Origin of the sequence: Pseudomonas sp. OA65 (genome assembly GCF_017498305.1) — a bacterium.
Classification (GTDB): domain Bacteria; phylum Pseudomonadota; class Gammaproteobacteria; order Pseudomonadales; family Pseudomonadaceae; genus Aquipseudomonas; species Aquipseudomonas zanjanensis.
Genome location: NZ_JAGDEZ010000013.1, coordinates 95,476 through 119,427 on the forward strand (window position 1 = coordinate 95,476; position 23,952 = coordinate 119,427).

The following is a 23,952-nucleotide window of genomic DNA, read 5'->3' on the forward strand; positions in this document are numbered from 1 at the left end:
CACGATTCTGACCGATGCGCGGTGCGCCCAGCGGGTTCAACCCGGCGTCGAACCGGCGCTGCACCAACGGTTTCGCCCGGTGTTTTTCGCCAGGTACAAGAAGGCGTCGGCGGCCTTGATCAGCATCGCCGGGGTTGCATCCCCGTCGCTCGGCTGGCTGGTGGTGATGCCGGCGCTGATGGTCACGATGCCCAAGGGATGATCGCCATGTTCAATGTTCAAGGCCCTGACGGCTTCGAGGATTTGCTGCGCGACCTTGGCGGCCCCGGCGCTGTCGGTGTTGGGCAACAACACGGTGAATTCTTCACCGCCGTAGCGCACCGCCAGGTCGCCCGGCCTCTTGATGGTCTGCCCGATCGCGCCTGCAATCGCCCGCAGGCAATCGTCGCCGGCGGCATGGCCGTATTTGTCGTTGAAACGCTTGAAGTAGTCGACATCCAGCATGATCAGGGCCAGGGACGAGCCCTGACGCCTGGCCAGGCGCAGCTCATCGGCCAAAGCTATGTCCAGCCGCCGACGGTTGCCCAGCCCGGTCAGGCTGTCGGTCAGCGCCATGTCGCGCATGGCCTGGTGGGCGCTGCGAATCTGCTTTTCCATGGTCATCCGGTAGCGCAGTTGGCTCAACACGATGAGCCCGAAGCCCACCAGGATCGCAATGAGGAAAATCAGCACCAGGCCGGTCTTGAGCAGGTCCCGGCGCCACGGCGCAATGATCGATTCGCGGGACAAGCCGGCTTCCACCACCAGCGGATACGTGGTCAAGGCCCGGTAGCCGTACAGGCGCTCGGTGTCGTCGATGACGGCCTTGGCTTCGGCAACCCCTTGGTTGGAGGTGGGTAAATGCTCCCTGAAAATCACGCTGTTAACGAGGCTTTTGCCAATCACCGAGGCGACGAAGGGCCTTCGGACCAGGATCGTTCCGCTGCGCTTGGCCAGGACCAGCGCGCCTTTGCCATCGATTTTGAAGTCGCCGTAATAGTCGACGAAATAGCTGACCTTCACGGTCCCCAGCATTACGCCGGCAAACGAGCCATCGGGATTGTTCAGGCGGCGGGAAATGGGAACGATCAAGTCGTTGGTGGAACGGCTCTGGACCACGTCACCGATGCGCACGCCTCGATCCTCATGGGTGCGATGGTATTGGAAGTAGTCACGGTCGGCGTTGTTCGCCATTTCCGGGATGACTTTCTTGTCCGTCACCAGCCATTGGCCGTCCGGGCCGTAGATAAATAGCCCGTGCAATTGCGGCATGATCGCGGCTTGTTGCACCAATAGCTTATGGACACGCGGGACGTCCATGTTCTGCAGGCCATCGCCTTCCACCCGTTCACTGAGGGCGGCGGTGACCACATCCACTTGTCGGATGGTGTCTTCGGCGTGTTGGGCCGTCGCCCGTGCCAGGTTCGTCACCGAGTCCCGGGCAGAGGCAAACGCGGCGCGGTAGTCGCGCCAGGTCCGCCAGCCTTCGACGGCCAGGAAAGCGATGACGACCACCAGCATGAAACTAACGGTCAGCCGAAATGTAGCTCCGGCCCGCACAGCCTGTTGGGAAAAGGCTTCATCGGGGGGGGCGATCTGGGGCTCTGGCTGCTTGCGTCCGAGCATTGACATATCCTTTCCACGGCAGGTCTGCGCCTTTCAGGGCGCAGCCTATCCTATTCGATTTCAGCACGTTAGCTAACTGCGACGAGGCAGGTATAACCGGCGACACACGATGAAGGAGAAAGGTTTCATGAAAGTTGGCGTGATTTCGGACACCCACGGCCTGCTGCGCCCCGAAGCACTTGCCGCGTTGCAGGGCTGTGAGCGGATCATTCATGCCGGTGATATCGGCAGCCCGGAAATCCTCGAGGCCTTGGCTTCCATCGGCGCGCTGCAGGTGGTGCGTGGAAACAACGACCTGGACGCCGAGTGGGCAGCGCACCTTGCCGACTGCCTGCAATTCGACCTGGAGGGATGGCAGGTCCTGTTGGTCCATGACATCGCGGATGTGCCGGCGCCACTCGATCCGGGCGTGCGGCTGGTGATCACCGGCCATTCCCATAAACCGCTGATCGAGTGGCGTGGCGAGCGGCTCTATCTCAACCCAGGCAGCGCCGGCCGGCGACGGTTCAAGTTGCCGGTGACGCTGGCGCTGCTGGAGGTGAGCGAACAGGCGATCGAGCCGCGGATCGTGCCATTGCTCCCGTGACCAACGCGGTCTACCTGAAGTACTTGTCGACGTAGGCCTGGATTTCCTTGCGCATGAAGCGCCCGGATTCATCCGCCCGTTCCTCCCAGCCGAACACACACGCGGTGACGATGCCGTCGAAGCCGGTCTTGGCCAGTTCGCTGAAAAACAGGTCCCAGTCGATCTCGCCCTGGTGCATGTCCATGTGCTGGTGGACGGTGACCTTGGCGCCGGGCGGGTTGACGATGTAGCGCAGGCCGGACGAGGCCTTGTGGTTGTAGGTGTCGGCGATGTGGACATGGGCGATCATCGACCCGGCTTCGGCGATCATGGCTTTCATGTCATCGCCGAAATAGAAGGTATGCGGCGTGCAATAGAGGAACTTGACGTTGTCCGAACCTAGGGTCTTGAGCATGTCGAGGGCCGGGTTCAGGGTTTCGCACCAGTCTTCGGGGTGAGGTTCGACGTTCAGCGTGACCCCCTCGCTTTCCAGGATCGGCACCAGTTCCTCCATGGAGCGCCACCAGGCCGCTTCGCTCGACTCATGGCTGTGCACGCCACCGCAGCAACTGACTGTATGCCCACGATCAGGCGACGGCCCACGGCCAAATTCCGAGTTCATCGTGGTGCAACCCATGTCCACGGCGACCTGGATCGCCTCCTTCCAGTAGCTCACCGCTGCCCGGCGTTCGTCTTCATGGGGGCTGGCCCAGCGGTACATCGGCAGCAGCGAGGCCAGTTGCAGGTCGTGGTCGCGCAGGGCTTTCTTGAACTCGGCGATGCGCTCCCTATGGGCGCGGGGGCGGACCCACCAGGGCAGGAAGTCTTCCCGTGGCGACAGCTCCAGATACTCGAAGCCGAGCTCGGCGGTCTTGCGGCACAGGTCCGGCAGGCTCAGGTGGCGATGCATGTAGGGGTCGAGGGCGATTTTCATTGTTGTTCTCCATTGAGGAATACTCATTACCCGTGGCGAGGGAGCTTGCTCCCGCTGGACTGCGCAGCAGTCCCAAGACGGGGCCGCTTCGCAGCCCAGCGGGAGCAAGCTCCCTCGCCACAGGGTTATTTTGACTGACTGGCGTCGGGTCAATAGGCGACCCACGCAGCATCCTTCTCAGCTGACTCCACACAACGCTCGACCCAGCGCACACCATCCACCCCTGCATCGATATCGGGGTAGCGCAGGGTGGCCAGCGTTTCGCTGTCGCCACGGTTGGCAGCATCCATGGCCAGGGCGAAGCGGCGATAAAGGTTGGACCAGGCTTCGAACAGCCCTTCGGGGTGCCCGCCACCGATGCGGTCGTCCTGCAGCGCGTCGGCGTGCAGGTAGCCCATGCCGCGCTCCAGGATCTGCGCGGGTTGGCCCTGGATCTCGATGCTCAGTTGGTTGGGGCGCTCGTCCCACCATTCCAGGCTGGCACGGGCGCCGATCACGCGGATCTTCTGCCCGTGCATCGAACCGGCATTCACCGCGCTGGACCAGACCATGCCCATGGCGCCGCCTTCGTATTCCATCAAGGTGTAGGCGTTGTCTTCCAAGGGAGCGCGGCTGGCGACGAAGCTTTGCCGGCTGCACATCAAGCGTTTGATCTTCAGATCGGGCAGCATCACTTTGGACAAATACAACGGATGCGTGCCGACATCCGCCAATACGTAGCTGGGCCCGGCCTGGCGCGGGTCGACGCGCCACTGGGTCGCCTGATTCCGGGCCTCCACGGGCGCGCTGTGAAAACCATGGGCGAATTGCATGTGCACCATGCGGATCTCCCCCAGTTCCTGGGCCGCGATCATCGCCCGGGCCTGTTCGATCAACTGGTGCCCGGCGTAGCCGTAGGTCAAGCCCACGATGCGCCCCTTGGCGTGCGCCAGGCTGCGCAGGGCCTCGGCCTGTTCGACGGTAAAGCACAGCGGCTTTTCGCAGACCACATGCAGCCCGGCTTCCAGGGCCGCGTGGGTGATGGCGTAGTGGGTGCCGTTGGGCGTGGCGATCGACACCGCTTCAATCCCATCGGGACGTTGCGCCTCCAGCTCGAACAGACTCAGGTAATCCGGATAGCAGCGTTCGGGGTCGATGCCCAATTGCTGGCCAAAGACTTGGCCACGGGTGGGATCGATATCCAACGCCGCGGCGATCAATTCGAAGTTCCGGTCGCGCAGGGCGGCCGAGCGATGGATGTAGCCGATCTGGCTGTGTTCGCCGCCACCGACCATGGCCCAGCGGATGGGCCGTGTGAGGGTTTTGCTGCCGTTGATCATGTCGTTGTCCTTGTGTGATCAGAAACCTATGCCAGCCAGGTAGGCGCGGCTGGCGACCACGTCGTCGAGGCTGCTCCCGGCGTTGCGTGGGTCGCGTTCCTGTTCGACGGTGATGCAGCCCACATAACCCAGTTCATGCACGAGGCTGTGCAACGCCGGGTAATCGATGACGCCACGCCCGATGGGGCACATCACGCCCCGGGCGCAGGCGGCGAAGAAGCGAATGTGTTCGTTCAGCACCTGGTCGAACACCACTGGGTCGATGTCCTTGAAATGCAGGTAATCCAGGCGATGGGCGTAGGTGCGCAGCGACGCGACCGGGTCCATGCCGGCGTAGTAAAGATGCCCGGTGTCCAGGCACAGCCCGGCGACTTCATGGGGGATGTCGTCCACCAGGCGCGCCAACTCGTCGGCGAATTCGATGTGGCCGCCAGCGTGGGGATGGATGACGGCGCGGATGCCGTATTGATGCCAGGCGATGTCGGCGATGGTGCGGATGTGCGCCATCATTGCGTTCCAGCGGGCATCGTCCAGGCGCGGGGCGCGGTCCGAGTGACCGGCGGCGTAGTCGCGCGCCTCGTGGCCCCAGTCGATGATCACCAGATACGGCCCGGCGAAGCGTTGGCTGGGCTGTTTTTCCATTGGGGGCAACTGCCTGAGCAGCGTGCAGATATCGTGGGCCTGGCGCAGCAGTTCAGGCAGGTTGGCGGGGTTGACCAAGTCGTCGAAGATCGTCCCGGCGACCACCTGCAGACCCTGTTCGGACAAGGCGGGGCAGACGGTTTCGGCGTCTAGCGGCAGGTAACCGTACGGCCCCAGCTCGATCCCGCGATAGCCGGCCTCGGCCGCTTCACCAAGCACCCGGCGCCACGGCGGCAGGAAAGGGTTCTTGACGTCGTCGACGCCCCAGCAGCAGGGCGCGGTGCAGATATGGATCGTCATGAGGCGCTCCGGCTGTGTTTGTTGTTATGTGCTTGGCCTGATGCTATTGCGTCACCGGCGAGGGGGCCATGGGGCGATGGCTTAATCTGTCAAAACCCCTCATGATGCCGAGCAGAGGTGTCAAAACATGTCAGAACGCCGCCGTAAACTGCGTCCCACCATGGCCGATGTCGCTCGGGAGGCGGGGGTCAGCCTGTCCACCGTCGACCGGGTGCTGAATTTGCGCGCCGATGTGCGCGCCGACACCGCCCAACGCATCGCCGCGGCTGCCGCGCGGTTGGGGTTCCATGCCAAGGGCGTCATTGAACAGCGGGTGCTCAACGACCGCCCGACCTTGCGGTTGGGTTTCCTGTTGCAGAAAAGCGGCGTGCCTTTTTACCAGGGGCTCGCCCATGCGCTATCGAACGCCGCCGCGACCTGCACGCGAGCACGGATCCGCGTGGTCATCGGTTATCTGGACGATCTCGACCCGGTCATCGTGGCGCAACGCATCCTGGCCCTACGCGATCAGGTGGATGGCCTGGGCGTGGTGGCGGTGGATCATCCCCGGGTCCGGGACGCGGTTGCGCAATTGCGCGAGACGGGCGTTTCGGTGGTGGCGTTGCTGTCGGAACTGTCCAGCGTCGGTGGCACGGGGTATGTCGGGCTGGACAATCGACTCACCGGTCGCACGGCAGGCTGGTTCATCAGCCGCCTGGCGAATCGACCTGGCCCCGCGGCCGTCATGCTCAGCAGCCAGCGTTTCCAGTGCCAGGAACTCTGTGAGCTGAGCTTTCGCAGTTACCTGGCCGAGCATTCCAGCGAATGGGAGTTGCTCGCGTCGCGCTTGACCCTGGAGGACGATGAATTCGCGTATGGCAATACGCTGGATTTGCTGACGGCCGAGCCCGACCTGGCCGGGCTGTATGTGGCCGGTGGCGGCATTGCCGGCGTGTTGCGTGCCTTGCGCAGCCTCCAGGCGCAGCAGCTTCGCCTGCCCGTGGTGGTGTGCCACGACCTGACGCCGTTGACACGCGAGGCGTTGAAGACGGGGTTGGTTCAGGCGGTGCTGTCTCATCCCGTCGTGGCAATGGCCGAACAGGCGGTTGAAGCACTGGTCCAGGCGGCGACAGCCACGCCACCAGGCTCGGCGCCGAGAAGGGTGGTTCCGCTTCAGATTGATGTGTCGGAAAGCGTATAGCTCATAAAAGCTGTACAAAATTCTAATCCTGTACAATTATCAGGGCTCCCTTGATCAGCGGGTAACGCCATCATGGCCCGGTCGTTCGCGTTCAGGAAAAGCCTGGTTACCGTAGCGCTTTGCCTATCTGCGCTTCATTGCCCCCAAGCCTTGTCGGACTGGCGCGATGTATTGCCCGGCACGCGCCTGGTTGGGCAAGCCGATTTCCAATGGTATGGGTTCGACATCTATCAGGCCAGGCTCTGGAGTACGGCCGCTACGCCAAGCCTGGAAACGGCGTTTGCCTTGGAACTCAACTACCGACGCGCCATCGGCAAAGCGTCTTTGGTCGAAACGAGCCTCAAGGAAATGCAGCGCCTCAATGGTGCGCCCCTGGACGCCAAGCGCCGGGACGAATGGGCTGCTCACATGCGCGGTGCCTTTATTGATGTGAAGCCTGGAAGCCGCATCACTGGCCTGTATCTGCCGGGGCAGGGCTGTCGTTTCTATGTGGATGAAAAACTGTCCCTCGCGATAACCGACCCGCTATTCGCCCAGTCTTTTTTTGCCATCTGGCTCGATGCTAAAAGTCGGGACTCAAGCCTTAGAAATCAACTGCTTGGAATACAAACCTCAAGTGAGTAGAGAAAAATCAAGTGAAACATTTTCTGATCACATGGCTACTGATGATAGGGCTGACCCGTTGCGCAAACGTGCCATGAACTTGCAGGCGCTCACGGAGCTGGCTGTCGAGGGACGCGTCCACGAACTGGAATTGTTGTCGCTGGAGGGCGGGATCTATGTGTTGCGCGCCCGGCTGGACGCTGGCCTGCTTACGCTGCGCGATGAATCGGGAAAGACCTTGAAGATTCGTTCTACCACTCATCTGCGGGAGCTGCTGCGTTTCGTCCCACGGCTGCCATGCACGCTGGTGCAGCAGGTTGTCCACGATGAGATGTGCGGCCAGCGTGAGGGGCCGATCGAGCCACTGCGCGTACCGCTTTTCCTCGATGAGCCCTGGTAGCGACGGCGTTCTGGGGCCAGCTCAGTTCGGTTCGGCCAGGCGCAGCGTCAGGGGCAGCCATATAGCCCATATCGGTGCGAGGATCAGCGCGGTGCCAACGACCCCAAGTGGCAAGGCGACGCCGGCGAGCGGAGCCCCCACGCAATAGGCCAGCGGGCCACCGACCAAGCCCAGCAACACACCACGCGATAGCGGCCGCCTGGCCCAGGCCAGGCTATGACGCAGGCCTGTGGCAAAGACCAGCCAGAGCAGCGCCAGCCAGAGCGGCAGTGGGGTTTGCTGGAAGATGAACAAGCCCTGCGTGCCCAGGCTCCAGTCCAGCAGCATGCCGCTGAGCCCGACACGCATCACCGCGAACAGCTCTGCCCGGGGCGCCGGGCACAGCCACAGGTGGGCCAGTAATCCGATGACCACCAGCAACAGCCACCACGGATCCTGAGCCCCGAGTACACAGCCCCACCAACCCAGTTGCAACCAGAGGGCATTGACGATCAGGCCGGTGCGACTCATCACGCGGACGGCTGCTCCAGCAAGGCGGATCGACGGGCGCCGGGCGCGGCGAAGAGCAGTTGCGACACGCCGATCGCACGTTCGATGAACCCACCTTCGCAGTAACACAGGTAGAACTCCCAGAGGCGCTGGAAGGTTTCGTCGTAACCCAACTGCGCCAATGCCTGTTGCGATTGGCGAAAGTTGTCGTGCCAATGCCGCAACGTGCGAGCGTAATGTGTGCCGAAATCCTCGAGATGCAGGAGGTTGAGCGATGTCTGGGTGCTGGCAGTCTTCAGCAGGATCGACAGCGACGGTAACGCGCCCCCAGGAAAAACATGGCGCTGGATAAAATCCACCGAGCGCCGGGCCTGCTCATAACGCTGGTCGCGAATGGTGATCGATTGCAGCAGCATCAGCCCGTCGTCCTTGAGCAGCGCGGCGCAGCGCCGGAAATACTCGGGCAGATAGCGATGCCCGACGGCTTCGATCATTTCAATGGACACCAGCTTGTCGTAGCGCCCTTGCAAGTCGCGGTAGTCCTTGCGCAAGACTTGAACCTGCTGTTGCAGGCCCAGCTCCTCGACACGTCGACTGGTGTGGGTGTATTGCTCCTGGGACAGCGTGGTTGTGGTCACCTTGCAGCCATATTGGCTGGCGGCGTAGATGGCGAGGCTGCCCCAGCCTGTGCCGATTTCCAGCAAATGGTCGCCGGGGCGCAGGTCGAGTTTGCGGCAGATGCGGGCGAGCTTGTTGAGCTGGGCCTCTTCCAGGCTTTGTACGGGGCTTTCGAACATGGCGGCTGAATACATCATGGTGGGGTCGAGCAGTCGTTCGAACAGACCGTTGCCCAGGTCGTAATGGGCCATGATATTGCGCCGCGAACCCCGTCGGCTGTTGCGGTTGAGCCAGTGCAGCCAGCGCAGCAGCGGGCGGCCGATGCGTGCCAGGCCGCTGTCCATGGCATCGAGCACCTCGAGGTTGGCAACGAACAGGCGCGTCACCGCCGTCAGGTCGCCGCTGCGCCAATAGCCCTGGACATAGGCCTCGCCGGCACCGATGGAACCGTTGCAGGCAACCATGCCCCAGACTGCATCGTCAAGGATCTCGAGCTCTGCCACCAAGGGGCTGGCCAGGTCGCCGAAGCTCAAAGGCTCGCCGTTGAGTAGCAGTCGCAGGTGGCCGTGACGCAGGCGGCGTAACTGACCCAGTACGGCTTGCTTGAAAAAGCCTCCGTTAAAGAGGTCGCAACTACCAGCCTTGGTAGCGCTCAGGGTCGGTTCGGACATGATTGGGATCCTTGTGAGCGGGTTGACCCAGGCTCAGGCCGTCTTCGCTGGCCTGGTGGGCGTGGAGGGGCGTGCGTTTGAAAAGCAGGCGCAGGGCCTGCCAGTAAATGGCGCTGACGGTGCGCAGGCTCATCCAGGGGAAGGCCAGGACATGTCGGCGCAGCGACGAGGCGTCGAGGGGTTGGCGCTTGAGTGCCAGGTCGGCCTCGAACACCTTGTGGCCGTCGCGCCAGTTCTCCATGCGTATGCGGATGTGCGTGTCCTGGACCAGGAATCCCATGTGATAGTCCATATCCCGTGGCAGGAACGGAGACACATGAAAGGCCTTGGCCACCCTGAAGGCACAGGACTCGCCGGGAGGCACCGGCAATACATAGTGATAGCGCTCGCGCCAGGGGGTGTTGCGCACTTCGCAGAGGATCGCCGCCAGGCGCCCGTTGGCTTCATGGCAGAAATAGAAGCTCACCGGGTTGAACGACAGGCCCCAACTGCGCGGTTGAGTCAGCAGGTGTATCGCCCCTTGGGGCGCGAAACCCAGGGCTTCATCGAGGATCTGCCGCACCGCCTCGACCAGGGGAACCCCAAGGCGGGTGCGCGATGGCAGGTAGTCGCGCTCGCGCCAGCACAGGGGGGCCCAGGACCAGGGCCGTAGCAGGCGCGACAACCCCAGCATGTGTTCCTGTTCGGCGAGGTCCACGTAAAGCATGCCGATCCGATAGCGGAAGGCGTGGATTCGCGGCGTATGGCGCCGATGATCAATCCAGCCGCGACACACACTGCTGTTCAAAGCTGTTCTCCGAAATGCTTCGCCACGTCGAGGGCACTGACCACGCCATCCTCATGGAAGCCGTTGGCCCAATAGGCGCCGCAGAAATAACTGTGCTGATGCCCTTGCAGATCACCTTGGCGGGCTTGGGCGGCAATGGCGGCGAGGCTGTACTGAGGGTGCGCATAATCGAAGCGGGCCAGGACCTTGGCCGGGTCGACCGCATCGCCCAGGTTGAGGCTTACGCAGAAGGTCACCGGGGCGTCCAGGCCCTGGAGCAGGTTCATGTTGTAGGTCACCGCGGCAGGCGCTTGCGCAGGGCCGCCGAGGCGGTAGTTCCAGCTGGCCCAGGCCTGGGGTCGCAGGGGAAGCAGGCGGGTGTCGGTGTGTAGCAGCACTTCATTGCTGGCGTAGCTCAGGGCGCCGAGGACTTCACGCTCCGCCAGGCTTGGCGCCTCGAGCAGGGCGAGGGCCTGGTCGCTGTGACAGGCGAACACCACTTTATCGAAATGCTCGGTACCGGCAGTGCTGGTCACGCTGACGCCAGTCGCGTTGCGACTCACGTGCTGCACTGCGCAGTTGAGCCGGATATGTTCGCGAAAAGAGGCGCACAAAGGCTCGATGTAACCGCGGGAGCCGTCCGCGATCACTCGCCATTGAGGGCGCTGATTGACCGACATGAGGCCATGGTTGTGACAAAAGCGCACAAAGAACTCAAGGGGGAACTCCAGCATCCCGGCGGGCGACATCGACCAGATTGCTGCGCCCATGGGGACGATGTAGTGATCGATGAAACGTTGGCTATACCCTTCGCTGTGCAGATAGTCGCCGAGCCGGGCGCTGCGGTCGATGCGCTGCGCCTGCAGGTCGGCGGTGGCCTGCCGATTGAACCTGAGTATGTCCCGCAACATGCCCCAGAACCGCGGCGAGAATAGATTGCGGCGGCGGGCGAACAGGCTGCGCAGGGTGTGGCCCTTGTACTCCTGGCCGGTGGCCGGATCATGCACGGAGAAGCTCATTTCAGTGGGGCGGGATTCGACGCCCAACTGGTCCAGCAGACGGATGAAATTCGGGTAGGTCCAGTCGTTGTAGACAATGAAGCCTGTGTCTACGCCGTAGCGTTGTCCCTGCCAATCGACATCCACGGTGTGGGTGTGGCCGCCGATCCTGTCGTCGGCCTCGAACAGGGTGATCTGGTGCCTGCGGGCCAACAGGTAAGCACATGTCAGTCCGGAAATGCCGCTGCCGATGATCGCGATGCGCATGTTCAAGGCTCCTTGGAGGGGCGAGCCAGGCGTTGGCCAAGGGCCAGCCGCCAGCGAGCGGGTAAATGCCCGAGTAGGCGCAGGACCAGCGTGAAGGACCATGGAAAGGTAATGCCCAGCGGCCGTGCCGGCAGGCGTCGGGCGATATGGCGGGCGGCTCGTTGCGCCGACCAACGCATGGGCATGGGGAAGTCGTTGCGTTGGGTCAGTGGTGTGTCGACGAAGCCGGGATTGACCAGGGTGACGTCGATTCCCTCGGCGGCCAGGTCGATGCGCAAGGATTCGATCAGATAGCGCAACGCGGCTTTGGACGCACCGTAGGCGCCGGCACGAGGCAGGGCCAGCCAGGTGACCGCGCTGCCCACCACCACCAGATGGGGACGCTGGCCTCGGCGCAGCAACGGCAAGGCGGCCTCAAGGCAGTGGCAAGTCCCTAGCAGGTTGGTGTTGACGAGCCGTTCGACCAGGCGGGTGTCGAAGTGCCCCGGCTCCAGGTATTCGCAGGTGCCCGCATTGAGAATCACCAGGTCGAGCGCCCCCCAATGAAGGTCGATCTGTTGACAAATCGTGGCGACCTGGTGCGGGTCGGTCAGGTCGCCCGGGAGCACCCATATCTGGTCTTGATAGCGTGCGGCCAAGGTCTCCAGGGATTGGGTCCGGCGCGCACTCACAACCAGGTGATGCCCCTGTTCCAAAAGGACTGCTGCCAATGCCGCGCCAATCCCACTGCTGGCGCCGGTCAGCCAGACACGGCTCATGCCAACCTCCGCTTGAGCCAGCGAATTACTGATCCAAACAGCGGCAGATGTTCGTAGAGCAGGGCACCTGCGTCGAAAAAGTCTTGATGCCAGTAGACTCGGTCGTTCCAACGCAGATAACTGCAACCTTGCAGCGCGATGGGCGCCCCTTGCGCCAGGCGCGGATGGCTGAAATGCAAGGTCCAGCGCAGATAGCCCTCTCCGGGACCGACTTCATCGAAGGCGTGGAATTCATAGCGCAGGTTGCTGGCGTTGGCGTACAACTGGGCAAAGTAGGTGCGCAGGGCCGGCAGGCCTTCGATCCGGTGCAGAGGGTCTTGGAACTGAACGTCGGGGCTGTAGAGCTCATCGAGCTCAGCCAGGCGACTGGCGTCCAGCTCGGCGAAAGCGTGGGCGAAACGCTGGAGGTAGACGGACATGCATAGGCTCCGATTGTTGTACAGGAAGTGATGCCTGTACAAGTTTTCAGAAGCCTACTGCACGACTTGTACAAATTAAAGCTTTTTGTACAAGTATTTTCTCTATTTGTACAAGCCTAAGCGAGACGCTCCTAATCAAGCCTCGGTCAAAGTCGGATAGTCCGTATAACCACGCTCGTCGCCCTGGTAGAACGTCGAGGCGTCAGGGATGTTCAGCGCCTGGCCCCGTTTGAACCGTTCCACCAAGTCCGGGTTTGCCAAAAACGGCGTGCCGAATGCCACCAGGTCTGCTTCTCCACGGCTGATGGCAGTGGCGGCGCGTTCGGCGCTGTAGCCGCCATTGGCAATGTACGTCCCGCCAAAGCGACGCTTGAGCTCCAGGAAGTCGAACGAGCCTTCGCCCAATTCCACGATATGCAGGTAAGCCAAGCCATAGCGGCTGAGCATCCTGGCCGTGTAGTCAAATGTTGCTTGCGGGTTACTGTCGCTCATGGAGAAGTAACTGAAGATCGGCGACAGGCGCACGCCGACGCGGCTGGCGCCGAAGACTTCGATCACCGACTCGACCACTTCCTTGAGGAAGCGCGCGCGGTTCTCGATCGAGCCGCCGTAGGCATCGGTACGTTGGTTGGTGCCGTCACGCAGGAACTGGTCGATCAGGTAGCCGTTGGCGCCATGAATCTCCACGCCGTCGAAACCGGCGACCTTCGCGTTGACGGCCGCCTGGCGGAAGTCGGCGATTACCCCGGGGATTTCATCGAGTTCCAGGGCCCGTGGCAGTTCGTAGGGCTTGAGGCCTTCGGCGGTGTAGATCTCGCCATCGGCCTTGATTGCCGAGGGGGCGACGGGTTGGGCGCCGTTGACTTGCACCAAGGGATGGGAAAGACGGCCCACATGCCAGAGTTGCAAAAAGATCTGCCCGCCCTCGGCATGGACCGCGTCGGTCACTTGTTTCCAGCCGGTGATGTGTTCAGGGGTAAAGATCCCCGGCGTTCTCAGGTAACCCTTGCCCTGGGCCGACACCTGGGAGCCTTCGCTGATGATCAGGCCGGCGCTTGCGCGTTGGCTGTAGTACTCGGCCATCAAGGGCGTGGCGGCATCGCCAGCGCCTGCGCGGCTGCGGGTCATGGGCGCCATGATCATACGGTTTTTCAGGGACAGCTTGCCGACTTGAGTGCGGGACAACAAAAGATCGAGATCGATGTCAGTCATGATTCACCTCTAAGGGATTGGGTAGGAATTAGGGATTTAGTCGAGGGTCGGTCAGGCCAACCGACCCTCTTGTTGCAAAAGGGCGCCGATGCGCTGGATTTCTTTCTCGCCTTTTTCCAGGGCGGCCTCGCTGGTGTGCACCGAGTAGTAGCCCATCACCAGATCATGGGGATGCTTGACCGCCGAACCGAGCACAAAGGAAGTCGCGCCCCGGGCAACGATGTCGATGGCCGCGCCGGATTCTTCGAACACCACCATTTCCCCGGCATTGACCTTGCCGTTGGCGCTGAGGCCGCCGCTGTTGACCGCCAGCCAGGCGACGGTGTGCCCGGCCGGAGGCGTGTAGCGCCAGTGCTCGTTGTCCTGCAACTGCACGGCGAGGTAATTCATGCCTGCCGGGGAGGCGACGCTGCTGCGGGCTGCGCCGTATTCGCCAAGCAACACCAGCGCCGGACCTTCGCGGGGGATCTCGGAGGGGGCCAGGTAGACGCTGCGGGCCGGAGAATTTTCTTCTGCCGCCGGCAGCGCAACCCAGAGCTGGAAGCCTTGGATCGGCGAACCCGCAACCGGTCGAGCGGTGTGCCATACGCCGTTACCGGCTTGCATCCACTCCATGCCGCCGCTGGGCAGCGTGCCTGACTGGCCGGTGGTGTCTTCGTAGATCACTTGGCCTTCGATCATGTAAGTCAGCGTGGCTATCCCGGAATGCGGGTGCATGCCGAAACCTCTTTGCAGGGCATCTGCGTTGAAGGCGAAGTGATCGAGAAACACGAATGGCTTGCAGAGCTGGCCCAGGTCGCCGGGGCTCATGAGCCGGGTGATTGGCCCATGGCTGCTGCCAGCAGTGCGATGGACGATGGCGCGGGGTGGCGCTGCGACGATGCTGTTCATGGGGTTGCCTCCAAGTCTTGGGCGTTGAGCCTCGATGCGAGAAGGATAAGTGCCTGCCAATAGATTGATTAGCCGATACAATCGGATTGAACTCGTCCATATAACGAAGGAATGTGCGCGCCATGCTCGATCTCAACGATGTTGCGCTGTTCGTCCAAGTGGTCCGCAGCGGCAGTTTCGCTGAAGCGGCCAGGCGCCTGGGCATGCCTTCCAACACCGTCAGCCGACGGGTCCAGCAGTTGGAGGTGCAGCTGGAATCACGACTTTTGCAGCGCTCGACCCGCAAACTCACGCTGACCCATGCGGGCCAGGGGTTTTATGAGCGCTGCGTGGATGCGGTGGACGGCCTGATGGACGCCGGACAGGAACTGATGATGGGCAGCGAGGAGCCCAGCGGCCTGGTGCGCATCGCGGCGATGGCGGACTTTTTCGATTTCTTCCCGATGGAATGGGTGGCCGATTTTTTAGCCGCGCATCCGCGAGTACAACTTGATTTCGTGCTCAGCGATGCTCGGGTCGATCTGATTGCCGACCGCATTGACGTGGCCTTTCGTGGCGGTCCGTTGCAGGATTCGGGGTATGTCGGCCGCCAACTGCTCAAGAACGACGGTGACGGCATGGTTGCTAGCCCCGCGTACATTGCCGCGCGCGGCGCACCGCTTTCGTTGCAGGACCTGGTTCACCACGACGGCGTGAGTTTCGCTCATCCCGGCGGCATGGCCCATTGGCGATTCGTTGGCCCGGACGGCATCGAGGAACAGGTGCAGATCGCCAGCCGCTTCCACGCCAACACCGCCCAGGCGTTGCGCCGGGCGACCGTCGCCGGCCTGGGCATCGCTGTGTTGCCGGGGGCGCTGAGCAGCCTCGACCTGGAAGCCGGAAGGCTGGTGCGGGTGCTGCCGCAATACCAACGCACCGGCTTCGGCCTGAATGTGCTCTATCCGAGCCGGCGGCAGTTGCCGCTGGCGGTTTCGGCGTTCATCGGGTTGGTGATGGAGAAGCTGGAACTCAAGGCGTTTCCGGCGCGGATGCAGTGAGTGAGTCACTCAGGCCGGCGTCGTGGCGGGATAAGCCATTGTCTGCCGCCCCGGAATACCGTGGCGAGGGAGCAAGCTCCCTCGCCACTAGAGCGGGGCGACGGTTTCGAAGCAGCCGATGTCGATCTGCCCGCTGACCACGTCGTTGTCGGCCAGCGCGTTCTGCTCGAACTCCCGGGCCATGCGCAACAGCTCCTGGGCCTTGCGGTAGAAACGCGCGCCACCGGGCGTCAACGATACGCCCTGGGCGTGATGACGAATGAGCAGTTGCACGCCGAAACTGTCTTCCAACCCTTGATGGCGACGGCAATTGACGGCTGGGCGATGTACAGCTTGCGGGACGCTTCAGCGACGCTGCCACATTCAACGGTGGTGACGAAGTACTTCAACTGACGCAAGGAATAGGACGCCACGGTACACCTCGGTCCGGATGATGACGGCCTACCTTACCTTGTGCATAAGGAGTAGGGGGCGGGCATTGATACGGATTTTGCTGGGCAGTGACGATATTCAGCCTGGCTTGGCGACGAGCGCCGAAAAAAACGCCTGCCCAAGTATCGTTGGCAGGCGTCCGGGAAAGACCGGCGCAGAAAGGAGAGACTGGCCGGGGTCGGATATGGAGGTCAGGCCACCGGAATCGATGGGTCGGCTGCGGCCAGGGCGGCCGCGCGATCAGCCGCCGGCGGATAGATCCACACCGTGTTGATCTGGGTCTTGAGCTCCTTGGCTTCTTGCCCGACCAACTTGAGCTGGCGATCCCAGCCTTCGGTATACACCGCGCCCCAGGCACCGAGGTCCAGGCAGGTCACGTACTTGGGTTGGCTGTAGGCCATCGGCGCGACGCCCAGCAAGTCGGCGGCGACGTTATTGCCGGCATAGCGGCCCAGGGCGATGGCGTGCTGGCAGGACATTGCCGCGTAGTTGCCCAGGGTGTCGGTGGCGGCGTAGGCCACGTCACCGCTGGCGAATATGTCGTTCTGGCCCAGGACTTTCAGGTTGGCATCGACGTGCAGGCGACCCTGGCGATCACGGGTGCCGGGTACCTGTTGGGTCAACGGACTGGCGCGGAAACCCACGGTCCAGATCACGGTATGGGACTCGATACGCTGGCCGCTCGACAGGGTAACGCCACCGGCATCCACCGACTCGACCGAGGCGTTGAGGATCCATTCGATACCCAGGTGTTCGGACGCCTCGACAATGGACGGACGAATACCGTCGCCCAACGCTGCGCCGATCTGCGGCCCGCGATCCACCACGATGACCCGGATGCTCGCGTCCTCACCGAGGGCAGCGCGCAGGCGTGTGGGCATTTCGGTGGCGGTTTCGATTCCGGTAAAGCCGCCGCCGGCCACCACCACCGTGTTGCGGGCCGGGCTGTCTGGCAGATTTTTCAAGGATTTGAGGTGGGCCTCGAGACGGGTGGCCTGTTCGATTTCATCAACGTCGAAGGCGTGCTCGATCATGCCTTCGAGGTCAGGGCGAACCAGTTGGCTGCCCGCCGCGAGCACCAGGCGGTCGTAGCCCAGGGTGCCCTGGGTGCCGAACACATCCACGTAGCCAACCCGCTTATTGTCGACATCGATACTGCTCGCCGAGCCCTGTACGAATTTCACGCCAACCGCGTCGAACAGGTCACCCAGCGGTGCGGCCATGGTATGGACATCCGGTTCGTAGAAACGAGGGCGGATGCGCAGCTCAGCCTGGGGCGCCAGGACGCTGATCTGCACGTCATTGCGATCGTGTTGGTCGAGCAGCCGGGCGGCGCTCAATGCGCTCCAGACCCCGCCGAAACCTGCGCCAACAACCAGAATATGTTGTTTCATGATGAGCTCCCGAAGACTAAATCGATACGTTGAATTGTTTAACTGTTTCAGCGTGACCGTGTCGCGAAGTTCTCCAGAAATGCCTGGCTTCGATGAATTGATACCGAGCACATTCAGTTCTGGTTCGCTGTGGGAAAGCTTATTGACCGGGACCGTGATTGACACTGCTACATAAGGTCATCAGGCCTATGCCTGGGTAGGGGGGATCTATACGAAGGTATGACGCTGCGATTTCGTCAAGTGGAATGAGCAAGTACCGACTCGATACAGGCGATCAACTCAGCGCAGTCGAAGGGCTTTGGAAAAAATGCCACCGGCTTGGGCGCGGCAATGCTGAGACGAGGGGGCACGCCAGGGTATCCGGTGATGAATATGATCGGGATAAGAATGCCCTGGTTCGCCAATCGATCGTACATCTGAATACCGGTCATGCCAGGCATTTGAATATCCGATATCAGGCAAGCCGTGCTTTCAAGTTCACCGAAAGATAGAAAGTCCAAGGCGCTGGCGTATGTTTTAACTTGATAGCCGTGGGAACGTAACAAGCCATCCAATGCAATTCGAACTGACTCATCGTCATCAATGATTGAAATAATTGCCGTGTTGGACATGTCGATACCTGGAGGTGATATCAGGTGGCCATAAAGGCGCCCGTGTCACTGCAAGATACGCCGTCCGGCGGCCCCGCCAAGTATACGTGGGTATGAGCATTTCTAATGTTCGCCGCGCAGTTCCAGCACTTGGGCCATGCGCACCAGATCGGCGAATGAGCGCGCGCACATCTTGCGCATGGCCTGGCCGCGGTGAATCTTTACGGTGATTTCACTCAAGCCCAGTTCCCCGGCGATCTGCTTGTTCATCAGGCCCGACACCGCCAGGGCCATGACCTGCTGCTCCCGTGGCGTCAAGGTGGCGTGACGGTCAAGCACTTGCTGATGGCCGCGTTCGGACTCGCGTCGCTGGCGGTCCTGGTGATGGGCGGCAGTCACCGCGTCGATCAGGTCCTGTTCGCGGAACGGTTTGGCGAGGAAATCCACGGCACCGGCCTTCATCGCCCGCACGGTCATGGCGATGTCGCCGTGACCGGTCATGAACACGATCGGCAATTGAACATTGGCGGCGGCCAGCTGCCGTTGGCAATCCAGGCCGCTGGTACCTTGCAGTCGCACATCCAGCACGAGGCAGCTGGGTTGCTCAGGCCTGGGATGGTTCATGAATTGCGCGACCGAAGCGAACAATTGGACCTGCAGGCCGATGGAGCGCAGCAGGCTGCCGAGGGATTGGCGCAACGGTGCGTCGTCGTCGACGATATAGACGATAGGGTCGTTGTCGATGACCGGGCTGGTGGGTTGTTGGGCGTTCATTGGCTGTTTCCCGACAGGGCGTTGCAATTGAGCTGCGGCAGCGCGAACCTGAACGAGGTGCCTTGGCCGGCGTCGCTGGTCGCCCAGATCCTGCCGTCATGGAAGTCGATGATGGAGCGGCAGATGGAAAGGCCCATGCCCAGGCCGTTTTCCTTGGTGGTAAAAAACGCATTGAACAAGGACGGCAGGACCTCGGGCGCAATGCCGGTTCCGTGGTCGGTCACCTTTAGCAGCACTTCGTCATTCTCCGTCCAGGTGCGTATGAGCAAGGTTCGTTCGTGTACCTTGACCCCGTCCATGGCGTGACAGGCATTGATGATCAGGTTGATGATCACTTGCTGCAGTTGTACCCGGTCCGCGCTGATCTGGCCGTCGGGCGCTGCCAGGTCCATCTTCGCCCGGACTTTATGATGCGCCAGTTGTTGCTGGACCAGGTTCAGGGTCTCGCGGACGATGTCGTCCAGTCCCTCGGGCTGGCGCAACGGATCGCACTTGCGCGACAGCGCCCTGATGCCGTTGATGACCTCGCTGGCGCGACAGCTGTTGGCGACAATCCGGTCGAGGCAATCCAAGGCTTCCCCAAGGTCCGGCTTGGGGCGTTCGAGCCAGCGGCGGCAGGCCTCGCCGCTGCTGGTGATGGCCGTCAGCGGCTGGTTGACCTCATGGGCGATGGACGCGGCCATTTCCCCCAGGGAGGTCAGGCGAGTGACGTGGGCCAGTTGGCTCTGGGCGCGGAACAGCGCTTCTTCGGCCTGCTTGCTGGCCGTCACGTCCATAAGTGCGCCAAGGTACTGGCATCGGCCGTGCTGGACCAGCAGGGGGCTGGCGATCATGTGGATGTGCTTGATGCGTCCATCCGGCATCAGCAGCCGTAGCTTGACCTCGATCTGCGGTTCGCCAGCGGCCGCCTGTTGGAAAACTCCGCGGGCCAACTCCAGGTCTTCGGGGTGGGTGCGTTCCAGCATCATCGACACCGTCGGCGGCCTACTGGGCGGGTACTCGAAGATCCGTGCCGACTCTTGCGACCAGGACAGCGCCTGCCGATCACCGCGAAAACCCACGCTGCCGGTCTGGCTCAGGCGCTGGGCGCCGATCAGGTAGGCCTCGTTGTGCCGCAGGCTGTCGGAAGCCTGCTTGCTGCGCAGGGCCAGGAAGGCGATCGCCGACAATGCAGTCAGGCAGCGGAAGAAACCGGTGGTCGATTCCCAGCGGTGATAGCCGCCGTTGTACAAGAACATCGCGGTGAGCAGGCCCATGCACATCAGCGCGACGGTGATTACCAGGTTGATGGAAAACAGGTTGGCTGCCATTAACAACAAGGTGATGTACAGCAGGGTCGGGGCCAGGTCGGAATGGGTTTCGGAATTGATGATGAAAATCCCGCAGGCCACCACCAGGCCCACCGCCCAGCCCAGGGCATTGACCAGTGGGTGGGTGCTGATGCCCATCGACGGCCGAGACCCACCCTGGCTTGGCGTGTATCGCAGGCTGTCATAGACATGCTTGAGCATCGCGGAGGGTAGGGGCACGCTGGCAGACCTTCTGTTTTTTACATGGTCTCGCTCTGGGATGTCGCGGACAGAGCATCGGTTCGTATCTTACGAAGCGCCGCTTTGCCTGAGGTAGGACATATAACCCTGAAATCCCGCCAGGTCCTGCCAAAGAGAGGGGGCTGCTGCGCAGCCCAGCGGGAGCAAGCTCCCTCGCCACAAAGGCAGGGTTCGTCCGGGCGTGGGTGTATACCGAAGTATCGATGGCATGGCCCAAAGGGTGAGGCGAGTGTCCCCACGTACAACAGACCGGGTGCGCCTCGGGGATTACGCTTTCAACACCTCGTCGCCGTAGGCCTTGATGGAAGGCGCAGGTGATGAACGTGTCCACTCCTGACTCAATGGCCTGGTGCCTGGGGCGACGACTATGATGAACAGAAATGACCTGCGTCGTGCTGACATCAATCTGCTGGTGGTCTTCGAAACCATGATGCATGAGCGAAACGTGACCCGCGTCAGCGAAAAGCTGTTTCTCGGCCAGCCAACGATCAGCAGCGCCCTGGCGCGCCTGCGGTTGATGTTCGATGACCCCTTGTTCATCCGTTCCGGACGGTTGATGGAGCCGACCTCCCGGGCGCGGGAAATCTTCTCCAATCTGTCACCGGCCCTGGACGGTATCGCCGCTGCCTTGAGCCGCTGCCAGGCTTTCGAGGCGGCCACCAGCGAGGCGACCTTCCATGTCGGCCTTTGCGATGACGTCGAGTACGCGCTGCTGCCGGAGCTGTTGCGGCGCCTGCGGGTCGAGGCGCCTGGCACCACCTTGGTGGTGCGCCGGGCCGATCAATGGCAGGTGTCCCAGCTGTTGGCCTGCGGCGAGATTTCCCTGGGCATCAGCCCGACCCTGGAACTGCCGGCCAATGCCCGGCGCAAGACACTGCGGCCAATTCGGCCGATGCTGTTGCGCGCCGACTCGCAGCCCGGCGAACTGACCCTGGATGACTTCTGCCGTCGGCCCCATGCCGTCGTGTCGTCCATGGGCAATGTCATCGATGATTCGGACCGCGCGTTATGCCTGATGGGCCGACAGCGCCGGGTGGTGTTGACCGTGCCGCAGTTCAGCGCCTTGCCCATGCTGTTGGCCGAGAGCGATATGATCGCCATCGTGCCGGATTACGTTGCCCAGGCCATGGCTGTGACGACCGGCATGCGCGCGCAGGCGGCCCCCATCTGCTTGCCCGAGCACGCGCTTTCCATGGTCTGGCGTGGCGCCTCGCACAATGATCCGGGGGAGCGCTGGTTGCGTTCCCGTTGCAGCGCGCTCCTGGCCGAGCAGGACGACTCGCAGGAGCGATCCAGGCAAGTGGCCTGACAGGACGAAGCCGCAGGGCTTCGCACTCAGCGGGAAAAGCGGTTGCGATACTCCCGAGGGGAAATCGACAGGTGGCGCTGGAAGGTGTGGCGCATTCGCTCCTCGTCACCGAAACCGCAGGACCGGGCGATCTGGTCGATGTTGCGTTGGGAGTCTTCGAGCATTCGCCGCGCGGCTTCAAGGCGGAACATTTCGATGGCTTTGGCCGGGGTTCGGCCGGTCTGGCGTTTGTAGACCCGGGCGAAATTGCGCGGGCTCATCCTGGCCTGGCGGGCCAGCCGTTCGACAGTGAGGTCGTTGTCGTCCAGGTGTTCGGAGATCCAGACGTGCAACTCGTCGAACCCGGCGCGCTCCTGCATCTGCAATTGCAACACTTGGCTGAACTGCGCCTGCCCGCCGGGGCGCTTGAGAAATACCACCAGTTCACGGGCCACCTGCAAGGCCACGTCGCGACCGCAGTCGGCTTCGACCAAGGCCAGGGCCATGTCGATGCCGGCGCTGACACCGGCCGAGGTCCACACGTTGTCCTGCTGGATGAAGATCGCATTGAGGTCCACTTCAATCGACGGGAAACCACTCTTGAGCATCTCGCACATGGCCCAATGGGTGGCGGCCCGGCGTCCGTCCAGCAACCCGGCCTGGGCCATGAGGAAGGTGCCGCTGCACACCGATGCGGTGCGCCTGGCCTGGGCCGAAGCATCGCGCAGCCATTGCACCAGGTCGACACAGTCAATCATTGCTTGCCGTATGTCCGGCGCACCGGGAACGATCAATGTGTCGATGAGCGTCCCATCGAGTTCATGCAGGGCACGGGTAGCCACGGCCAGGCCCTCGGCGCTTTGCATCAACCCGCCTGCCAGGCTGGCGGTGTGCATGGCGTAGCCGGGCAGGCCGCGTTCGGTCATGGCTTTGGTGGCGGCCCAGAACACGGTCTGGGCGCCGGTCAGATCCAGCAGGCCCATCTGCGGGTAGGCGAGGAATACCAAGGTGCGCGGTTGGCAAATGGACTCGACGGCGGTGCCAATATCCAGGGTCATTTCGTTCATGATCGCTTCGCGCTGGATTTTCGTCAGGAGTGGTAAAGGAGTCTATCCGTTTTCGGCACAATTGAACGAGTGGCCTGCCAGGCGGAATGGAACTTGCCTCGGTTTGATCCATAAGCCCTGGAATCATCAAAGGTCAGGTCAATGAACAATCACAACATGACGCAGCCCGTAGTCTCGTCGGATGGGTTGCCGATGCTGCCGATCAATCGGTTCCGCACCACAGACATCGACGAGCACGCTCGGAACATGGGCGGTTGGCAGGTTTGCTATGACCAATTGACCCCCGGGCGCTTCGACGGCGAATTGGTCGAGTTTCGCTCGGAGTGGATGCAACTGGTGCGCGACCGCTCTAACCAGGCCCTGACCAAGCAAGGCATGGCCTGGGAGGGCTCCATCACCTTCAGCGTGCCGCTGAGTGCGGACGGGCCGGTCTTTTGCTCCGGGCACCCGATTATCGAGCCCAGTCTGATGGTCGCTCGTGGCCATAACCTGCCTGAGCTACGCACGCCCCAACATCTGGACCTGCTCGGTGTCGCCGTCGACGAGCAGGCGTTGGAGCATGTGCTGGAGCGCCAAGGCAGTCGCTTTCGAATTACCGATCTTCCCAAGTGTTACCGTCTCGGTGACTCGACGCTGCCCGTCGAGCTGGCGGCGTTGTTCGATGAGCTTGAAGGAGGCGAGCAGGGGCGTGATTCGTTGCTGGGGTATGAGTCGATTCGCCGTGGCCTGCGTGACACGGTGATGCTGCACATACTGGAACTGGTGGCACCGGACGAGGCGCCGCCGCTCAATCCCACGGCGCGCAAGCGCATGGTCGACCGCGCCCGGGAGTACGCCTTGGCCCATGTCGATGAGCCGCTGTCGATCCTCGACCTGTGCAACCACATCGGTGCCAGCCGACGCAAACTGCAGTACTGCTTCCAGGAAACCCTGGGCATCAACCCCGTGGCCTATTTGCGGGCGTTGCGCCTCAACGCTGTGCGCCGCGAACTGCGCAGCGGCGGCCCTGTCCATGGGGTACAGGAGGTGGCGGCACGTTGGGGGTTCTGGCACTTGAGCCGGTTTTCCAGCGACTACCGGGTGCTGTTCGGCGAGACACCTTCGCAAACCTTGCGTCGCACGCAACTGTGCTGAAAACGGATAACGGCTAATCAGGCCGGCTCCCTAGGATGACCCCAACACC

General features: G+C 62.3%; 24 protein-coding genes and 1 pseudogene. 7 read left to right on the forward strand and 18 right to left on the reverse strand.

The window, feature by feature from the left end; genetic code table 11:
• Positions 1 to 36: 36 nt before the first annotated feature.
• Positions 37 to 1,605 (reverse strand): sensor domain-containing diguanylate cyclase, encoded by a 1,569-nt coding sequence (locus tag J3361_RS13835; RefSeq protein WP_207965053.1) that lies wholly within the window; start codon positions 1,603 to 1,605, stop codon positions 37 to 39.
• 127 nt (positions 1,606 to 1,732) lie between these two features.
• On the opposite strand from J3361_RS13835, the gene J3361_RS13840 reads away from it, so the two are divergent.
• A complete protein-coding gene (locus J3361_RS13840) occupies positions 1,733 to 2,191 on the forward strand; it encodes a metallophosphoesterase family protein (protein WP_207965054.1) in 459 nt (152 codons plus the stop codon).
• Between the two features lie 10 nt (positions 2,192 to 2,201).
• Here the strand turns inward: J3361_RS13840 and J3361_RS13845 are convergent, their stop codons facing one another.
• From J3361_RS13845 to J3361_RS13855, 3 genes are all read right to left on the reverse strand, one after another.
• A complete protein-coding gene (locus J3361_RS13845; protein WP_207965055.1) occupies positions 2,202 to 3,104 on the reverse strand; it encodes a sugar phosphate isomerase/epimerase in 903 nt (300 codons plus the stop codon).
• A 149-nt stretch (positions 3,105 to 3,253) separates the two neighbouring features.
• Positions 3,254 to 4,423 (reverse strand): Gfo/Idh/MocA family oxidoreductase, encoded by a 1,170-nt coding sequence (locus J3361_RS13850; protein ID WP_207965056.1) that lies wholly within the window; start codon positions 4,421 to 4,423, stop codon positions 3,254 to 3,256.
• 18 nt (positions 4,424 to 4,441) lie between these two features.
• Entirely contained in the window at positions 4,442 to 5,365 is a 924-nt protein-coding gene (locus J3361_RS13855; RefSeq protein WP_207965057.1) for a TIM barrel protein, read from the reverse strand.
• A 127-nt stretch (positions 5,366 to 5,492) separates the two neighbouring features.
• Here J3361_RS13855 and J3361_RS13860 point away from each other — a divergent pair, with 127 nt between their 5' ends.
• The 3 genes from J3361_RS13860 (at position 5,493) to J3361_RS13870 (ending at position 7,548) form a co-directional block, all read left to right on the forward strand.
• On the forward strand, positions 5,493 to 6,545 hold the full coding sequence (locus J3361_RS13860; protein WP_207965058.1) for a LacI family DNA-binding transcriptional regulator: 1,053 nt from the start codon (positions 5,493 to 5,495) through the stop codon (positions 6,543 to 6,545).
• 72 nt (positions 6,546 to 6,617) lie between these two features.
• A complete protein-coding gene (locus tag J3361_RS13865; protein WP_207965059.1) occupies positions 6,618 to 7,169 on the forward strand; it encodes a chalcone isomerase family protein in 552 nt (183 codons plus the stop codon).
• 73 nt (positions 7,170 to 7,242) lie between these two features.
• The gene (locus tag J3361_RS13870) at positions 7,243 to 7,548 is read left to right on the forward strand and encodes a DUF6482 family protein (RefSeq protein ID WP_207965110.1); all 306 of its coding nucleotides are present in this window, start codon (positions 7,243 to 7,245) and stop codon (positions 7,546 to 7,548) included.
• 21 nt (positions 7,549 to 7,569) lie between these two features.
• Here J3361_RS13870 and J3361_RS13875 read toward each other — a convergent pair whose 3' ends face one another.
• The 8 genes from J3361_RS13875 to J3361_RS13910 all read right to left on the reverse strand — a co-directional run bounded on the left by J3361_RS13875 (position 7,570) and on the right by J3361_RS13910 (position 14,637).
• Positions 7,570 to 8,058, reverse strand: a complete 489-nt coding sequence (locus J3361_RS13875) for a DUF2878 domain-containing protein (protein ID WP_207965111.1) — start codon at positions 8,056 to 8,058, stop codon at positions 7,570 to 7,572.
• Positions 8,058 to 9,326 (reverse strand): cyclopropane-fatty-acyl-phospholipid synthase family protein, encoded by a 1,269-nt coding sequence (locus J3361_RS13880; RefSeq protein ID WP_207965060.1) that lies wholly within the window; start codon positions 9,324 to 9,326, stop codon positions 8,058 to 8,060. Before J3361_RS13880 ends, J3361_RS13875 begins: the two co-directional genes overlap by 1 nt.
• Positions 9,289 to 10,113, reverse strand: a complete 825-nt coding sequence (locus J3361_RS13885) for a DUF1365 domain-containing protein (RefSeq protein ID WP_207965061.1) — start codon at positions 10,111 to 10,113, stop codon at positions 9,289 to 9,291. The genes J3361_RS13880 and J3361_RS13885 overlap by 38 nt, the downstream gene beginning before the upstream one ends.
• A complete protein-coding gene (locus J3361_RS13890) occupies positions 10,110 to 11,357 on the reverse strand; it encodes an FAD-dependent oxidoreductase (protein WP_207965062.1) in 1,248 nt (415 codons plus the stop codon). Before J3361_RS13890 ends, J3361_RS13885 begins: the two co-directional genes overlap by 4 nt.
• Positions 11,358 to 11,359: 2 nt before the next feature.
• Positions 11,360 to 12,115, reverse strand: a complete 756-nt coding sequence (locus tag J3361_RS13895) for an SDR family NAD(P)-dependent oxidoreductase (RefSeq protein ID WP_207965063.1) — start codon at positions 12,113 to 12,115, stop codon at positions 11,360 to 11,362.
• Complete coding sequence (locus tag J3361_RS13900) at positions 12,112 to 12,534, reverse strand: nuclear transport factor 2 family protein (RefSeq protein ID WP_207965064.1); 423 nt, start codon at positions 12,532 to 12,534, stop codon at positions 12,112 to 12,114. The genes J3361_RS13895 and J3361_RS13900 overlap by 4 nt, the downstream gene beginning before the upstream one ends.
• 135 nt (positions 12,535 to 12,669) lie before the next feature.
• Positions 12,670 to 13,746: an alkene reductase gene (locus J3361_RS13905; protein ID WP_207965065.1), complete on the reverse strand. Its 1,077-nt coding sequence runs from the start codon at positions 13,744 to 13,746 to the stop codon at positions 12,670 to 12,672.
• Between the two features lie 51 nt (positions 13,747 to 13,797).
• Positions 13,798 to 14,637 (reverse strand): pirin family protein, encoded by an 840-nt coding sequence (locus J3361_RS13910; RefSeq protein ID WP_207965066.1) that lies wholly within the window; start codon positions 14,635 to 14,637, stop codon positions 13,798 to 13,800.
• A 122-nt stretch (positions 14,638 to 14,759) separates the two neighbouring features.
• On the opposite strand from J3361_RS13910, the gene J3361_RS13915 reads away from it, so the two are divergent.
• A complete protein-coding gene (locus J3361_RS13915; protein WP_207965067.1) occupies positions 14,760 to 15,674 on the forward strand; it encodes a LysR family transcriptional regulator in 915 nt (304 codons plus the stop codon).
• Positions 15,675 to 15,764: 90 nt separating this feature from the next.
• On the opposite strand, the pseudogene J3361_RS13920 reads toward J3361_RS13915, so the two are convergent.
• The 5 genes and pseudogenes from J3361_RS13920 to J3361_RS13940 form a co-directional block, all read right to left on the reverse strand.
• Positions 15,765 to 16,087: pseudogene (locus J3361_RS13920) on the reverse strand (LysR family transcriptional regulator); the annotation flags it as partial.
• A 210-nt stretch (positions 16,088 to 16,297) separates the two neighbouring features.
• On the reverse strand, positions 16,298 to 17,500 hold the full coding sequence (locus J3361_RS13925) for an NAD(P)/FAD-dependent oxidoreductase (protein ID WP_207965068.1): 1,203 nt from the start codon (positions 17,498 to 17,500) through the stop codon (positions 16,298 to 16,300).
• A 236-nt stretch (positions 17,501 to 17,736) separates the two neighbouring features.
• On the reverse strand, positions 17,737 to 18,111 hold the full coding sequence (locus J3361_RS13930) for a response regulator (protein WP_207965069.1): 375 nt from the start codon (positions 18,109 to 18,111) through the stop codon (positions 17,737 to 17,739).
• Between the two features lie 102 nt (positions 18,112 to 18,213).
• Positions 18,214 to 18,864, reverse strand: coding sequence for a response regulator transcription factor (locus J3361_RS13935; RefSeq protein WP_207965070.1), 651 nt, complete (start codon positions 18,862 to 18,864; stop codon positions 18,214 to 18,216).
• The gene (locus J3361_RS13940; RefSeq protein ID WP_347709629.1) at positions 18,861 to 20,393 is read right to left on the reverse strand and encodes an ATP-binding protein; all 1,533 of its coding nucleotides are present in this window, start codon (positions 20,391 to 20,393) and stop codon (positions 18,861 to 18,863) included. The genes J3361_RS13935 and J3361_RS13940 overlap by 4 nt, the downstream gene beginning before the upstream one ends.
• 388 nt (positions 20,394 to 20,781) lie before the next feature.
• On the opposite strand from J3361_RS13940, the gene J3361_RS13945 reads away from it, so the two are divergent.
• A complete protein-coding gene (locus J3361_RS13945; protein WP_279382075.1) occupies positions 20,782 to 21,723 on the forward strand; it encodes a LysR family transcriptional regulator in 942 nt (313 codons plus the stop codon).
• A gap of 26 nt (positions 21,724 to 21,749) precedes the next feature.
• Here the strand turns inward: J3361_RS13945 and J3361_RS13950 are convergent, their stop codons facing one another.
• Positions 21,750 to 22,769 carry a helix-turn-helix domain-containing protein gene (locus tag J3361_RS13950; RefSeq protein ID WP_243458869.1) on the reverse strand — a complete coding sequence of 340 codons (1,020 nt, stop codon included), beginning with the start codon at positions 22,767 to 22,769 and terminating at the stop codon, positions 21,750 to 21,752.
• Positions 22,770 to 22,910: 141 nt separating this feature from the next.
• Here J3361_RS13950 and J3361_RS13955 point away from each other — a divergent pair, with 141 nt between their 5' ends.
• The gene (locus J3361_RS13955; protein ID WP_207965071.1) at positions 22,911 to 23,903 is read left to right on the forward strand and encodes a helix-turn-helix domain-containing protein; all 993 of its coding nucleotides are present in this window, start codon (positions 22,911 to 22,913) and stop codon (positions 23,901 to 23,903) included.
• Positions 23,904 to 23,952 lie beyond the last annotated feature (49 nt).